General features: G+C 72.0%; 13 protein-coding genes. 6 read left to right on the forward strand and 7 right to left on the reverse strand.

All coding sequences use genetic code 11. The annotated features are described in order from the left end of the window. Positions 1-6 precede the first annotated feature (6 nt). Together murQ and ACWGKJ_RS08065 are read right to left on the reverse strand one after the other, a co-directional pair. Positions 7-960: an N-acetylmuramic acid 6-phosphate etherase gene (gene murQ, locus ACWGKJ_RS08060; protein ID WP_385019384.1), complete on the reverse strand. Its 954-nt coding sequence runs from the start codon at positions 958-960 to the stop codon at positions 7-9. 102 nt (positions 961-1,062) lie between these two features. Continuing rightward, a complete protein-coding gene (locus ACWGKJ_RS08065; RefSeq protein ID WP_385019382.1) occupies positions 1,063-1,989 on the reverse strand; it encodes a MurR/RpiR family transcriptional regulator in 927 nt (308 codons plus the stop codon). Between the two features lie 91 nt (positions 1,990-2,080). Here ACWGKJ_RS08065 and ACWGKJ_RS08070 point away from each other — a divergent pair, with 91 nt between their 5' ends. Both ACWGKJ_RS08070 and ACWGKJ_RS08075 read left to right on the forward strand, forming a co-directional pair. Then, positions 2,081-2,431: a hypothetical protein gene (locus ACWGKJ_RS08070; protein WP_385019380.1), complete on the forward strand. Its 351-nt coding sequence runs from the start codon at positions 2,081-2,083 to the stop codon at positions 2,429-2,431. Then, positions 2,428-2,694 (forward strand): DUF4031 domain-containing protein, encoded by a 267-nt coding sequence (locus tag ACWGKJ_RS08075; RefSeq protein ID WP_385019378.1) that lies wholly within the window; start codon positions 2,428-2,430, stop codon positions 2,692-2,694. Before ACWGKJ_RS08070 ends, ACWGKJ_RS08075 begins: the two co-directional genes overlap by 4 nt. Before the next feature lie 9 nt (positions 2,695-2,703). Here ACWGKJ_RS08075 and ACWGKJ_RS08080 read toward each other — a convergent pair whose 3' ends face one another. After that, a complete protein-coding gene (locus ACWGKJ_RS08080; RefSeq protein ID WP_385019376.1) occupies positions 2,704-3,306 on the reverse strand; it encodes a Uma2 family endonuclease in 603 nt (200 codons plus the stop codon). 123 nt (positions 3,307-3,429) lie between these two features. Then, positions 3,430-4,638 (reverse strand): Cmx/CmrA family chloramphenicol efflux MFS transporter, encoded by a 1,209-nt coding sequence (locus ACWGKJ_RS08085; protein WP_385019461.1) that lies wholly within the window; start codon positions 4,636-4,638, stop codon positions 3,430-3,432. A 310-nt stretch (positions 4,639-4,948) separates the two neighbouring features. Between ACWGKJ_RS08085 and ACWGKJ_RS08090 the strand changes: the two genes are divergently transcribed. Then, a complete protein-coding gene (locus tag ACWGKJ_RS08090) occupies positions 4,949-5,200 on the forward strand; it encodes a hypothetical protein (protein WP_385019374.1) in 252 nt (83 codons plus the stop codon). A 135-nt stretch (positions 5,201-5,335) separates the two neighbouring features. Here the strand turns inward: ACWGKJ_RS08090 and ACWGKJ_RS08095 are convergent, their stop codons facing one another. Beyond that, positions 5,336-6,004, reverse strand: coding sequence for an HD domain-containing protein (locus tag ACWGKJ_RS08095; protein ID WP_385019459.1), 669 nt, complete (start codon positions 6,002-6,004; stop codon positions 5,336-5,338). A gap of 139 nt (positions 6,005-6,143) precedes the next feature. Between ACWGKJ_RS08095 and ACWGKJ_RS08100 the strand changes: the two genes are divergently transcribed. After that, a complete protein-coding gene (locus ACWGKJ_RS08100; protein WP_385019372.1) occupies positions 6,144-6,836 on the forward strand; it encodes a copper homeostasis protein CutC in 693 nt (230 codons plus the stop codon). A gap of 70 nt (positions 6,837-6,906) precedes the next feature. On the opposite strand, the gene ACWGKJ_RS08105 is transcribed toward ACWGKJ_RS08100, so the two are convergent. Together ACWGKJ_RS08105 and ACWGKJ_RS08110 are read right to left on the reverse strand one after the other, a co-directional pair. Beyond that, positions 6,907-8,994: a HelD family protein gene (locus ACWGKJ_RS08105; RefSeq protein ID WP_385019370.1), complete on the reverse strand. Its 2,088-nt coding sequence runs from the start codon at positions 8,992-8,994 to the stop codon at positions 6,907-6,909. Positions 8,995-9,348: 354 nt separating this feature from the next. Next, positions 9,349-9,942 carry a transglycosylase SLT domain-containing protein gene (locus ACWGKJ_RS08110; protein WP_385019368.1) on the reverse strand — a complete coding sequence of 198 codons (594 nt, stop codon included), beginning with the start codon at positions 9,940-9,942 and terminating at the stop codon, positions 9,349-9,351. A gap of 508 nt (positions 9,943-10,450) precedes the next feature. Between ACWGKJ_RS08110 and ACWGKJ_RS08115 the strand changes: the two genes are divergently transcribed. Together ACWGKJ_RS08115 and ACWGKJ_RS08120 are read left to right on the forward strand one after the other, a co-directional pair. Continuing rightward, positions 10,451-12,622, forward strand: a complete 2,172-nt coding sequence (locus ACWGKJ_RS08115; protein WP_385019366.1) for a SpoIIE family protein phosphatase — start codon at positions 10,451-10,453, stop codon at positions 12,620-12,622. An 83-nt stretch (positions 12,623-12,705) separates the two neighbouring features. Next, positions 12,706-13,920, forward strand: a complete 1,215-nt coding sequence (locus ACWGKJ_RS08120; RefSeq protein ID WP_385019364.1) for a methyltransferase domain-containing protein — start codon at positions 12,706-12,708, stop codon at positions 13,918-13,920. Positions 13,921-13,935: the final 15 nt, after the last annotated feature.

Raw genomic sequence — 13,935 nt, forward strand, 5'->3', positions numbered from 1 at the left:
GGTGCGTCAGTCAACTGCTGCGGGCCCCGTCGACCGGAGCGCGGCACGCAGATGTCCCCCGGCCGCTTCGAGAAGGTGCGTGGCGGTGGGGGCGTCCACCGTGCCCAGGACGATGAGGATCGCGGTCTTCACCTCACCCCCGGCCGCGGTCAGCGCCTCCTCGATCTCGGCGTCGTCGGCGCCCGTGGCCAGCGCGACGATCCGGCGTGAGCGGGCACGCAGCTTCTCGTTCGACGCCCGTACGTCGACCATGAGGTTCCCGTACGTCTTGCCGAGCCGGATCATGGTGATCGTCGAGACCATGTTGAGGACGAGCTTCTGCGCGGTGCCCGCCTTGAGCCGCGTCGACCCGGTGAGCAGTTCGGGCCCGACGACGACCTCGATGCCGTGCTCGGCGGCGTCCCCCAGCGCGCTCTGCGCGTTGCAGGAGATGCCGAGGGTGAGCGCGCCGAGTGCCCGCGCGTGCTCGACCGCGCCGATCGCGTACGGGGTACGGCCGGACGCCGAGATGCCGACCACGGTGTCGTCGGCGGTGAGGCGCAGCGCGTCCAGATCGGCCGCCGCGAGTTCCTTGGAGTCCTCGGCGCCCTCGACCGCCTTGACCATCGCGGACGGGCCGCCCGCGATCAGGCCCAGCACCTCGGAGGGGTCGGTGTTGAAGGTCGGCGGGCACTCGCTGGCGTCCAGCACGCCCATCCGGCCCGCGGTCCCGGCGCCCGCGTAGACCAGCCGGCCGCCGCGGGCCATCCGCTCGGCGATGGCGTCGATGGCGGCGGCGATCTGCGGGAGCTGTGCGGCGACGGCGGCCGGGACGGTGGCGTCCTCACCGTTCATCAGCCGGGCGATCTCCTCGGTGGGCAGCTGGTCGATCTCGGCGAGCTCCGGCCGGAACGCCTCGGTGGTGAGGGTGGCCAGCTGGGCGCGCAGCGCCCCGTAGTTGTTGGAGGCGGTGGAGGTCATGGTGCGGCTCTTTCCGGTTCAGCGCTTCTGCGGTTGTGCGCGGTGCGGTGGTGAGGTGGTGGGGCGGTCGGGTGAAGGGGCGCTGCGGGGCTGGGCGGCGGCTCAGCGGCTGCTGGTGCGCGGGGTGTGGCGGTGCGCGAGCGCCTCGTACGAAGCGGAGAGCGCCGGCGCCGCCCGGTCGTACGTCCGCTGCATGACCCCGATGAAGAGGCAGTCCACGACCAGGAGCTGACTGGTACGGGAGGACATCGCGGCGGGCCGCAGTTCGCTCTCGCGGGCGGTGGACGTGGTGAGGATGTGGTCGGCGTACTGCGAGACCCGGCCGTCCGGGCGGCCGGTGATCGCGATCGTGGTCGCCCCGTGTTCGAAGGCGGTGTGCAGCGGCTCTATGACGTCACCCGTCGCGCCGGAGTGGGTGATCGCTATGGCCACGTCACCGGAGCGGAGCTGCACGGCGTTGGTGACGGCGAGGTGCGGATCGCTGTGCGCGTGCGCTATCAGGCCGATGCGCAGGAGCTTCTGGGCGAGGTCCTGGCCGACCAGCGAGGAGGCGCCGACGCCGTAGATATCGATGCGGCGGGCGGCCGAGAGCGCGGAGACCGCGGCGCCGAGCTGGACGGTGTCCAGGGCGGCGGCCGTGTCGGCGAGGGTCTGCTGCTCGTCGTAGGCGAGCTTGGCGACGACTTCGGCGATCGGGTCGTCGACGGCGATGTCCGCGGTGACGGCGGGCGCCCGGCCGGACTGCTGCTGGGCCGCGAGCCCGGCGAGGGCGAGCCGGAGATCCCGGTAACCGGGGTAGCCGAGTATGCGGGCCGTACGGACCACGGTGGCCTCACTGGTGCCGGTGAGTTCGGCGAGACCGGTGACCGTGAGGGCCGCGCAGCCTGCCGGATCGCCCGCGACTGCCTCGGCGACGAGCTGCATCGAGCGGGTCATGGAGGGGGCCAGGGTGCGCACCTTGGCGGCCAGGGCGGCGGGGGCGGGAGGGGCGGAGGTGCCGGTGAAAATTTCCTTCACGTTGTTGGTCACAGATGAAAGGTATTTTCACACCCTGGGGGCGTCAACCCCTCCCGGTACCGTTCGGCAACCGCTTTCACGGGCGACCGGGGACAATGGGCGCATGGACCCCGTGACCCCTCTCGAACAGTCCCTGCACGTGGCGCGTGCGCTGGTGCTCGCCGATCTCGCCTCCCGCGATGTGGCCGAGGCCGATGTGGTCTCGCTGGTGGAGGACGCGGTGACGCATCGCCGCTGGTGGGTGGAGCAGTGGCCGGAGGGTGCCGAGTTCGTCGCCGGTCTGGTGGCCCAGGACGTCCAGGACGCGCTGCTCGAACGGTACGGCCGCTGGCCGCTCTGCCCGGTCTGCCAGGACCCGCACGCCCTGGAGGTCGAACCGGAACTGGGCCCCGACCCGCACTGGGTCTGCGCCAAGGAGGCCGTGATCGTCGCCCCGGTGGGCTCGCTCTCGTGACCCTGTACATCGACCCGCCGACCTGGCCCGGCCACGGAAGGATGTGGTCCCACCTGGTCAGCGATGTCTCGTACGAGGAACTGCACACGTTCGCAGCGGCGCTCGGCTGCCCGGCCCGCGCCTTCGAACGGGACCACTACGACCTGCCGTCCTACCGGTACGCGGACGCGGTGGCGGCGGGAGCGGTCGAGATCGGCTCGAAGGAACTGGTCCGCAGACTCACGGACGCGGGCCTGCGCCGGCCGAAGGGGCGGCCGGCGTAGGAGGGTCTGTCAGACCGGGAAGGTCCCGGTGTCCAGGACGCCGCCGAAGGGGTCCGGCAGCTTCAGCTGCTCGCCGAACGGGACGCGCTCGCTGTGCTTGTACGCACCGTTCAGCGGCGCGCTGAAGAGCGTGCTCGTCGGGCCGTGCTCATCGAACCGGTCGATCAGGAGATAAGCAGGCACGGGAGCGTGGGCGTAGGCCCAGAGCTTCTTGGTCCGGTCGTCCTTGGCGTTGCCCCTCGACGTGATCTCGACAACGAGCAGCGCTTCTGCTGCGTCCACGGGATCGCTGGTGTCGGGGTCGGCTGCGGAGATGAGCACCCTCGGCATGACGACGAGATCGGGTACGTACAGCTTCCCCAGCGGGGCGATGTGGATGCCGAGGGTCTGATAGATGCCCAGCTCGGCGGCGAGCGTCCGGTAGAGGACGCGTTGCACCGATTCCGCGATGCCGTTGTGATGCGCGTGTGGCGGCGGTACCACGAGGATCTGCCCTCCGTCGATCTCGGCGCGCCACCCCTCGGGCACGTCCAGCTCCCGCCAGGCCCGCAGCAGGTCGTCCCACGGACGACGGTGCGGCATCCGGTCGTTCTCGGCCATCGCGGCGGTCATCGCGACTCCCTTCTTCGGTGGCCCGACGGGGGCGAGCGTAGATCGACAGCGGCAGGGCATCGCACCGCTTCGCTCAGCGTCCCACGGACGAGTGAACGACGCAGCAACCCTGACCCGGCCGGGTCAGACACTCTCCGTCGCAACCGCCTCCGGGACCAGGTCCGACGAGCGGGCCACCACCCGTGACTGCGACTTCTGGAGCCGCAGGGAGAGTGTGACTGCGATGATCGCCACCACGGTCATGGCCGCCCCCGCCCACGCCGTCGCCGCGAAGCCGAAGCCGCCGCTGATCACCAGGCCGCCCAGCCAGGGACCGGCCGTGTTGCCCAGGTTGAAGGAGGCCGTGGTGGTGGCGCCCGCCAGGGTGGGGGCCGCGCCCGCCACGTTGAACATCCGGGCGTTCAGCGCCGGGGCCGTGTAGAACGCCGACGTCCCCAGCAGGAACGCGAGGGCCACCACCGCGACCTGGTGGTGGGCCAGCAGGGCCAGCGCGACCAGGAAGGCCGTCGAGGCCGCGATGCCGGTCAGCAGGACACCGAAGAGGTGCGCGTCCGCGACCCGGCCGCCCACCGTCGTACCGACCAGCGCGCCCACGCCGAAGAGCGCGAGCACCGTCGGAACCCAGCTGTCGGCGAGACCCGCCACATCCGTGAGCAGCGATGCCAGGTAGCTGAACGCGCAGAAGACCCCGCCCGCGGCGAGCGCTGTGATGACGATGGACAGCCAGACCTGGCGGTCGCGGTAGATGGTCAGCTCGGTACGGAGCCGGGGCCGCTCGGCGGGCAGCGGGATCCGGGGGATCAGCGTGGCCACCCCGACGAGGGCGACGGCGGAGGCGGCGCCGACCGCCCAGAACGCCGAGCGCCAGCCGAGGTTCTCGCCCAGGAACGCGCCCGCGGGGACCCCGAGGACGTTGGCGATGGACAGGCCGCCGATCATCACGGCCATGGCACGCGCACGGGCGTTCACCGGGACCATCGCGATGGCCACAGCGGCGCCGACGGCCCAGAAGCCCGCGCAGGCGAAGGCGCTGATGACACGCGAGGCGAAGAGCAGCGCGTAGTTCGGGGCGAGGGCGCCCGCCACCTGCCCGAGGCCGAAGACGGTGATGAGGGAGATCAGGGTGGTGCGGCGGGGCAGCCGCAGGGTGGCCACGGCGAGCAGCGGGGCGCCGACCACCATGCCGATCGCGAAGGCCGAGATCAGCAGACCTGCTTGCGGGATGGACACACTCATGTCGTCGGCTATGTCGGGCAGCAGCCCGGACAGCATGAACTCACTGGTACCCAGAGCGAAGACCGCGAGCCCCAGGATGTGGACGGCGAGCGGCATACGGGCACGTTCGGTGGAAGCGGGCATGCCAGGTGCCAACCACGGGGTGGCAGATGACATTCCCGCTCGGGCTTCCCTTCGCGGAAGCGGGCAGCGGACGGACGGCAAGCCCGCCCGGGGCCGCTCTCCGAGAGACGCCCGGCCGCTTTCCGGGAGACGCCCGGCTGCTCTCCGGGACACGCCCGGCCGGCTCCGGAGTGGCCGGATGATGTGGCCAGGTGGTGCAGGTCCGGTGTGTCCCGGTGGTGCGGGCGGGTGGTGCATGGTCACGCTGTGCATGTCACGGGGGAGTTGGGGGAGGAGGACAGACATGACGGTGAGCACAGATGCCCAGGAGGCGGACGGCGGGCCGGTGAACGGCGCGTACGTCATGGACACCCGATGTGGCCAGGTCGGTGAGGTCATCGGGCGCGAGGACGGGTTCGTACGGTTGCGGCCACCGGCGGGTGGCGCCGAGTGGCAGTGCCCCGATGACGCGTTCCGGGCAGTCACCGCGCGTGAGCAGCTGATCGCCCGCAACGCGCTGGCCAACGCGCGCAGCCGGGGCGACGTCTGCCGCTGAGCGGGTGGCTTGTTGTGGACGGCGGGGGCGCGCTCGCTGCTGCGCGCCGCCGGGCCCGGCCGCGTCCCGCCGGACGGATTTCGAACGCCCGTCGGCTGCCCATCGGACGGCTCCCGGGTGTCCCTGGGCCACCCGTCAGAGCGTCAGCAGTTCCAGCTCCGTCGCCAGGTTCTGGCGCGCCCTCGGCTCCCACCGCGTCCGCCCGTGGTCCGTGTGGAACAACCCCGGAAGCCCGAGCAGCTCCCGCAGGACCGCCGAGCGCCCCTCGCGGAACGCCCGGTCCGGTACGAACGCGTACTCCTCCCGTACGGCCGCCGCGTACCGCGCGTACGCGTCCGGGGCCGAGGCCAGGATCGCCAGGTCCGCGTCGCACAGCACCTCGCCGTTGGAGTCGCCGGGCCGCGGGTCGTGGCCGGTGGTCAGCCGGACCAGCCGGGCCACCTCCGCCGTACGGGCCTCCGGGACCCCCGCCTCGGTGAGCGCCCGCTCGGCCAGCTGGGCGCTGCGCTCCTCGTTCTCCGAGCGGTCCGGCCGGTAGACCGCGTCGTGGAACCAGGCGGCGAGCCGTACCGCCGCCGGGTCGGAGGCGTGCCCGGCCAGGGTGTCGATGTGATCCAGTACGGCGGTGAGGTGGGCGGTCGTGTGGTAGCGGCGGTGGGGCTCGGCCCAGCGGGCGAGCAGGTTCTCGGCGTACGGGCGCGCATCGGGCACGTCCGGCTCGGTGGCGCCCCCGCGGGCTGCGGTGAGGGCCTGGTGCCAGCGGGTGGCGAGATCGTGGGGCGCGGCCTGCGACATGAGGCCCATTGTGCCGGTGCCGGACCACTTCGGGGAGCCGGATGCGGGCTGCGAGGGCGCGAGGCCGGGCCGTAAGGTGTCCACTGGACTAGACCTGTAGACCGTAGACCGCAGCCATCGAAGCGGCTCGATCGAAGATGGGGAATTGATGAGCAACCGTGCAGTCCTGGAGGTGATCGCGCTCTCGGCACAGGACGCGGTCGCCGCCCAGGCCGGTGGTGCCGACCGCCTTGAACTGGTCACCGACATGGCGGCCGACGGTCTGACACCGTCCCGTGAGACGTTCGCGGCGATCCGCGCCGCCGTCGACATCCCGCTGCGCGTGATGCTGCGGCTCGCCGACGGGTTCGCGGCCGGTGACGTCGACGCGCTCGTGGCGGCGGCACGGGGGCTGCGGGCCGAGGGCGCCGACCAGTTCGTGCTCGGTTTCCTGGACGCCGACGGCAACCCCGATCTGGTCGCGGTCGAGCGGATCGTCGCCGAGATCGAGGGCTGCCCGTGGACGTTCCACCGGGCAATCGACCGCGCGGCCGACCGCGACGCGCTCCGCAAGGAGCTGGCCGACCTGCCGGGCCTCGACACCTACCTCACAGCGGGTTCGCCCACCGGGGTCCCGGACGGCATGCCGACCCTGCTCGCGGAGGCGGCGCGCAGCGGCCAGCCGGGGTACGAGGCGCAGATCCTGGTCGGCGGCGGGCTGTGGCTCGAACACCTTCCCCGGCTGCTCGCGGGCGGGGTCGACGCCGTACACATCGGTGGCGCTGCCCGGCCGGGCGGCTGGGAGCTGCCGGTCGACGCGGACGCGGTACGGGAGTGGCGGCGCGCGCTGGACCGCGGCTGAGGTGTGCGGGGTTCCGCCCCGGGGCCGCAAGTCCAGTCCCGGCCGGGGCCCAGGCCAACCCCCGGGGGCCTCAGCCCAGTTGCTCGGGCAGTGGCAGTGAGTGCGTCACGATCAGGCCCGACACCGCCCGGGTGAGCGCCACATACAGGCGGCGCAGCCCGGTGCGCAGGTCGGGCTCGCCCGCCACCACCGCCGCCGGTTCGTCCAGGACCACGTAGTCGTACTCCAGGCCCTTGGCGAGCGAGGCCGGCACCAGCGTCAGCCGGGAGTCCGCGCTGGTCTCCTCACCGGGGTCCAGATGGGGAAGGCCCGCGGCCGTCAGCGCCGCCGACAGGGCGGGGATACGGGCGTCGGCCGCGATCAGCCCCGTCGAGCCCTCGTGGCGCAGCGAGTCACGGCAGGCGGCGACGGCCGCCGCGTCCAGTTCGTCGGCCGCCCGCACCTCCAGGGAGCCCGGGTTCTCCCGTACCGACGAGACGGGCGCGAGCCCCGGCGACATGTGCGGCAGCAGCCGGGAGGCGTACGCGATGACCTCGCGCGGCACGCGGAAACCGGCCGTCAGCTCCTCCACATGCGCGTCGCCCTTGCCCAGATGGTGCAGCGCCTCGGCCCAGCCGGACGTCGCCCAGGGCGTGGTGCCCTGCGCCAGGTCGCCGAGGATCGTCGCCGAACCGGTCGTGCAGCGGCGGCCCACCGCGCGGTACTGCATGGGGGAGAGGTCCTGGGCCTCGTCGAGTACGACATGGCCGAGCGAGTGCGTACGGGCCACCAGGTCGCCCGCCTCGTCGATCAGCACCGCGTCCGCCAGGGACCACTTGGCGGACTTCACCGACCGTGCGGGCTTCTGCCACAGGATGGTCCGCTGCTCGTCGTCGGTCAGGATGCCTTCGGCGTGGACGGCGAGGAACTCGGCGTCGCCGAGCAGCCGCAGCACCAGCTTGTCCGGATCGACCTGCGGCCAGGCCGCCTTGACCACGGCCTTCACCGCGGGGTTACGGGCCACCGCGTCCTGCACCCGGTCGTCGGGCGCCTCGCCGGCCTGCTCCATCCGTACCAGCACGGCGTGCGCGATGCGCTGCGGGAGCGCGTCGCGCGCGGCGCCGTAGCGGATGTCGCGGGCCAGCAACTCGCCCACGATCTCTTCGAGTTCGTACGCCGGGATCCGCCAGCGGCGCGAACCCCGTACGACCATCGCGGGCTCGGTCGGCAGCGTCACATGCGAACGCAGCGCCCGGCGCAGCACCTCCGCCATCCGGGCGTCGCCCTTGATGACGGCGGCTTCGGCGGTATCCGTGCCCCGGATCTCGACGCCCGCGACCAGATCGTCGACGGTGGCCTGCTTGACCTCCAACTCACCCAGGGCGGGAAGGACTTGCTCGATGTACTGGAGGAAGGACCGGTTCGGCCCGATGACCAGGGTGCCGGTGCGCGCCAGCCGCTCGCGGTGCGCGTACAGCAGATACGCGACCCGGTGCAGCCCGACGGCGGTCTTACCGGTGCCGGGGCCGCCCTGGACACAGACGGTGCCGCCGAGCTCGGACCGTACGATCTCGTCCTGCTCGGGCTGGATGGTCGCGACGATGTCGCGCATCGGCCCGACACGGGGCCGCTCGATCTCGGCCTGGAGCAGCTTGCTGGTGGTGTGCTGGTCGGCCGCTGCGGGGGCGGTCAGGTGCTCGTCCTCGTACGCGGTCAGCTCACCGCCCGTGTAGCCGAAACGGCGGCGCAGCCCGATGTCCATCGGGTCCTTGGTGGAGGCCCGGTAGAAGGGCTGCGAGACGGGGGCGCGCCAGTCGATGACCATCGGGTTGCCCTCGGCGTCGTGCACATGGCGGCGCCCGATGTAGAACCGCTCGCCCTCGCCGCCCTCGGCGACCTCCGCGCCGGGGGCGTGCAGGTAGTCGAGCCTGCCGAAGAAGAGCGGGGTGTGCGACAGGTCGGCGAGCGCCTTGATGCGGTCGTCGATCTGCGCTTGCAGGACTGCGGCGTTGACCCAGTTCGCGGCGACGTCGCGGATGTCCAGCCCCTCGACGTCCTCCCGCATCGCGCGCAGGGCCGCGCGGGATCCGGTGAGATGGGCGCGCTCGCGGGCGAGGGGACCGGCGGGCTCGTCGCCGAGTGTGTCGTCGGGAATGTCCTGCGTGACGTGCGTGGACACGGTGGGGCCTCCGGGCGGGTACGGCTGATCACGACGTGGCGGCCGCCGGTTTCCGTCCGGGCGGCGGCGCTCCCTGGGGGAGGCGGGGGAAACGGCGATTGTAGTCGGGGGGCGGGGGTGGGGGCCAACGGGTTTTTCCGTACGGGGTGCCGGGGGAGTTGGCCGGGGGGACGGAAGAGCTGACCGGGGTGTCGGGGGAAAGGGGTGAGGGCTGGAGCAGGTTCACCCATGAACCTGTTCCAGCCCTCACCAGGACCTGAGTCCTGCCGTCTCCCGGGGGAGCCGACCGTCCCACGGACTCAGGTGGTCGTGGGGGTGCGGTCGTTCCGTCTTGGTCCGTCTTGTTCTGCCGGGTCAGTAGGCGGAGTTGACGTTGTCCATCGAGCCGTACTTGTCGGCGGCGTAGTTGGCTGCGGCGACGATGTTGGCGACGGGGTCGGTGAGGCTGTCCTTGGTGCCCTTGACGTGGTAGGTGTCGAAGGTGGGCTGGATGACCTGGAGGAGTCCCTTGGAGGGGATGCCGTTCTGGGCGTTGACGTCCCAGTTGTTCTGGGCGTGGGGGTTGCCGCTGGACTCGCGCATGATGTTGCGGTGCAGGCCGTCGTAGCTGCCGGGTATGTGCTTGGCCTTCATGATGGCCAGCGATTCCTTGATCCAGCCGTCGAGGTTGTTGCTGTACTTCTTGTCCTTGACGATCGCGGCGACGGTGTCGACGTGCTTGGCCTTGGGGCTGTGCTTCACCGCCGGGGTGGCGTGGGCGGCCTTCTCGGCGTGGTGGGCCTGCTTGGCGACCTGGGCGGTGACGGCGGCGGAGGCCGTTACGGGGGTGGGTTCGGCGGCGTGGGCGTGCGGGGCCAGTGAGAGGGCGCAGGCGGTGGCGCCGGCGGCGGCGATGCCGGTGATGGCGGTGCGGCGGAGGTTCAGGGTGCGGCGGGTGGTGGCAGTCATGGGGGTACCTCTCCAGGTGGTGGGACGTTCGCTTGGGGAGGCCGACTGGGGGTCGGCGGCACGGGTGGGGCGCTGGGGCCGTGGTCCGTGTCGTGGGGCCGGTGCCGGGATGGCGGGCGGTGTGTTCCGCCCGGTCCGGCGCTCGGCTCCCCGGTACGTCCAACACCGTGCGGGAGGCCCCCTGCCGCTGGCAATGATGTGATCTACGACCTTATGTAGTGATAAAACGGACAGGGGTGGGATGGGAGCCCGTACAGGAGGGGGAGGTCCGCCGCGGGTCTACTAGGCGGCGTCCTATGTGACGCGGGCCCTATGCGCGGGCTCACACATCACCGGCCCCAGAGCCCCGAATTCCCACTCTCCGTAGCACCCCGTACACAGCAGAATCCCGGGTCGCCGGAGGCGGAAGCCCCTCCCTGATCGTGCTCCGGCCCGCTCGGGCGCAGCATGGAAGGAAAGGTCTCGCGGGCAAGGCCGGCGGGGCTGCGGCAGGAGGGAGCTGTCCGGTATGGGAGCTGACAAGCCGCCGCCGACTGGAGAGCCACTGACTGGAGAGCAGCCGACTGGAGAGCAGCCGACTGAAGAGCAGCTAACTGAAGAGCAGCCGACTGGAGAGAATGAGGACCGGGTCGACGGGCCGTCGCCGCCGGGCGGACTGCTCGATCTGCTGAGTGTGGCCGCGATCGTCCTGGACCTCCAGGGGCGGATCGTCTTCTGGAGCCCGCAGGCGAACGAGGTGTTCGGCTACACCGCGAAGGAGGCCCTGGGACAGTACGCGTCCCGGCTGCTCGTCCGCGAGGAGCACCGCACCACGGTGACCAAGCTGTTCGCCGAGGTGATGACGACCGGCGCGGGCTGGGCCGGCGCCTTCCCGATCCGGCACAAGGACGGCAGCACGCGCCTGGTGGAGTTCCGCAACATGCGGCTGCTGGACGACCGCGGCGACGTCTACGCCCTGGGCATCGCCGCCGACCAGAGCAGACTGCAGCGCGTCGAGACCGATCTGGCGCTGTCCCAGCGCCTCGTATCGCAGGCCCCCATCGGCATCGCACTCCTGGACACCGAACTGCGCTACATCCTGGTCAACGACGCCCTGGAACGGATCAACGGCGTGAGCGCGGCCGACCACACCGGCCGCCGGCCCCACGACATCCTGCCCTTCCTCGACGTCGACACCATCGAATCCGCGCTCCGGCAGGTCCTGACCACCGGCACCCCCCTGATCGACCAGTACGCAGTCGGCCGCACCCCGGCGGACCCGGACCACGATCACGCCTGGTCGGTCTCGTACTACCGGCTGGAGAGCTCCGGCGGCCGGGTGATCGGGGTGGCGACCTCGATCGTCGACGTCAGCGAACGCCACCGGGCCACCGCCGAGGCGGACCGGGCCCGGCGCCGCCTGGCACTGATCGCCGACGCCTCCGCCCGCGTCGGCACCACCCTGGAGGTCGAGAGAACCGCCCAGGAACTGGCGGATGTCGCCGTTCCCGGACTCGCCGATGTGGCCGCCGTCGACGTCCTCGATGCGGTGCTGGCCTTCCGCCGCAACGCCGTCTCCGACGAGGGCACGGAGCTGTTCCGCGCCCTCGCCGTGGCGTCCGCCTATCCCACCGAAGCCACCACGGCCGCGGACAAGGTCGGGGACCTGGCGGCGTACGGGCCTGACCGTCTGATCACCCAGTGCGTCCACACCGGGCAGCCCGTCATCGTCGCCCGTACCGGCCGGGAGGATCTCCTGCGCATCGCCCGCGACTCCGAGGCCGCGGCACGGTTCGTACGGGCGGGGGTGCACTCCTATCTGGCGGTGCCGCTGATCGCGCACAACGAGGTCCTCGGCGCCTTCGACCTGCTGCGGGCCCGCAACCCGCTGCCCTTCGACGAGGACGATGTGATCCTCGCCGGGGAACTCGCCGCCCGCGCCGCCGTGGCCATCGACAACGCCCGCTGGCACCAGAGCATCCGCAACACCGCCGTCACCCTCCAGCGCAGTCTCCTGCCGGGCTGCCCGCCCGAACTCGCGGGTCTGGAGGTCGCCTCGCTCTACCAGCCGGCCGAGGCATCCTGCGAGGTCGGAGGGGACTGGTACGACGTCATCCCGCTCACCGGCGACAAGACCGCCCTGGTGGTCGGAGACGTGATGGGCAACGGCATCGACGCCGCCGCAGCCATGGGCCGCCTGCGCACCGCCACCTGCGCCTTCGCCGATCTCGACCTGGCGCCCGACGAAGTTCTCCAGCACCTCGACAAGATCACCCGCGGCCTTGAGCACTACATCGTCACCTGTCTCTACGCCGTCTACGACCCGCACACCCGCCGGTGCCACATCGCGAACGCCGGCCACCTCCCGCCCGCTCTCGTACGTCCCGGGCGGCGTCCCGAACTGCTCGACCTGCCCACCGGCGCGCCCCTCGGCGTCGGCGGCGTCCCTTTCGACACCATCGCGTTCGACCTGGGCCCCGGCGACCGGCTCCACCTCTATACCGACGGCCTCGTCGAGACCCGCCAGCACGCCATCGACGAACGCCTGGACGTCCTGCTCCGCGCCCTCGACCAACCACGCCGGGCCCTCCAGGACACCTGCCAGTGGCTCCTGCACGCCCTGCGGCACCCCGACGACCACGACGACGTGGCCCTCCTCATCGCCGAGGCCACGCCGTACCGCCCGGCGCACGTTGCCTGACCGCGCCGGTCGACGGCGGCGGCCGGACGGGCCGGATCCTGCCTGGGCGCGGCCAGGGCCGGCGCCCGACGAGAAGAGACCGCATGCCCGAAGAACCTTCCTGGACCGTACCCTCCTGGATCGAACCTTCCTGGACTGAACCTTCCTGGACCGAAGCCGCCGGAGCACTCGCCGACCAGGTGACCGCCAAGTCCCCCGCCTGGCATGACGCCGTACGCAACACCCCCCGCCACCTGCTCGTTCCGCGCTGGTGGCAGCGCATCCCGCACAGCCCCGCCCCGGAGTGGGAGTTGGCCGATCTCCCCGGGGACTCCCCCGAGCTGCTGCACACCGCGTACGCGAACGAAACGCTGGTGACCCGCGTCGGCCCCCTCCACGCCGACCACGCCGCCCCCGGCGAGCACGGCAGGGGCGATCCCACCTCGTCGTCCACCCTGCCGGGGCTCATCGTGTCCATGGCGCACCGGCTCGATGTCCGGCCGGGGGATCAGGTGTTGGACGTGGGCACGGGCCCCGGCCACTCCGCCGCCCTGTTCGCCCGCCGCTTCGGGGACGCGAACGTGACCAGCGTGGACGTGGACCCGTACCTGGTCGAGGCCGCCCGTATGCGCCTGGCCGCTTTCGGGCGCACGCCGCACCTGGCGGCGCTCGACGCGACCGGGGAACTCCCGGACCCGGCGTACGACCGGATCATGGCAACCGTCTCCGTACGCCCGGTCCCCGCGTCATGGCTCCGCGCCCTTCGCCCCGGCGGGCGGCTCGTCACGACCATCGCCCGTACCTCCCTGCTGATCACGGCGGACATGGGGAGCGACGGCACCGCACGGGGCAGGGTCCACCCCGACCCGGCGATGTTCATGGCGGCCCGGCGGGAGGCGGAGTACCCGCCGGGACTGAACGACGTCTTCGCCGCCGCCCGCGTGCGCGAAGGCGATGACGTACGCCCTCCGGACGGGCCCGTCCCCGACCTGTGGCAGGAGCAGCAACTGCGCTGGCTCTACGAGCTGGACACCCCCGGGGTCGAGATCCGCTCGGCCATCCACCCCGACTCCGGCCGCCGGATGGTGTGGCTGCTGGCGGCGGACGGCTCCTGGGCACGGGCGGAGGACGGCCCCCCACCCCGCACCGTCCACCAGAGCGGCCCCCGCCACCTCTGGGACGCCCTGGAACGCGTCCGCCGCACCTGGGAGGAGCACGGCAGCTTCCCCCTCCACTCCCTGCGAGCCGAACTCACCCCGGAGGGCAGTGCCCTGGTGTCGCCGGAGGGGGCGGGGGCGCGGATGGCTTTTCCCATCTGAGGCTTCCGAGGCTGA

The sequence above is a fragment of the Streptomyces sp. NPDC054757 genome (genome assembly GCF_053612185.1).

What these genes read in the sequence shown, in the direction of transcription:
- ACWGKJ_RS08120 (WP_385019364.1), top strand. Translation starts at nt 12,706, where the DNA reads ATGCCCGAAGAACCTTCCTGGACCGTACCCTCCTGGATCGAACCTTCC.
- murQ (WP_385019384.1), bottom strand. Translation starts at nt 960, where the DNA reads ATGACCTCCACCGCCTCCAACAACTACGGGGCGCTGCGCGCCCAGCTG.
- ACWGKJ_RS08115 (WP_385019366.1), top strand. Translation starts at nt 10,451, where the DNA reads ATGGGAGCTGACAAGCCGCCGCCGACTGGAGAGCCACTGACTGGAGAG.
- ACWGKJ_RS08080 (WP_385019376.1), bottom strand. Translation starts at nt 3,306, where the DNA reads ATGACCGCCGCGATGGCCGAGAACGACCGGATGCCGCACCGTCGTCCG.
- ACWGKJ_RS08070 (WP_385019380.1), top strand. Translation starts at nt 2,081, where the DNA reads ATGGACCCCGTGACCCCTCTCGAACAGTCCCTGCACGTGGCGCGTGCG.
- ACWGKJ_RS08095 (WP_385019459.1), bottom strand. Translation starts at nt 6,004, where the DNA reads ATGGGCCTCATGTCGCAGGCCGCGCCCCACGATCTCGCCACCCGCTGG.
- ACWGKJ_RS08085 (WP_385019461.1), bottom strand. Translation starts at nt 4,638, where the DNA reads ATGCCGCTCGCCGTCCACATCCTGGGGCTCGCGGTCTTCGCTCTGGGT.
- ACWGKJ_RS08110 (WP_385019368.1), bottom strand. Translation starts at nt 9,942, where the DNA reads ATGACTGCCACCACCCGCCGCACCCTGAACCTCCGCCGCACCGCCATC.
- ACWGKJ_RS08090 (WP_385019374.1), top strand. Translation starts at nt 4,949, where the DNA reads ATGACGGTGAGCACAGATGCCCAGGAGGCGGACGGCGGGCCGGTGAAC.
- ACWGKJ_RS08100 (WP_385019372.1), top strand. Translation starts at nt 6,144, where the DNA reads ATGAGCAACCGTGCAGTCCTGGAGGTGATCGCGCTCTCGGCACAGGAC.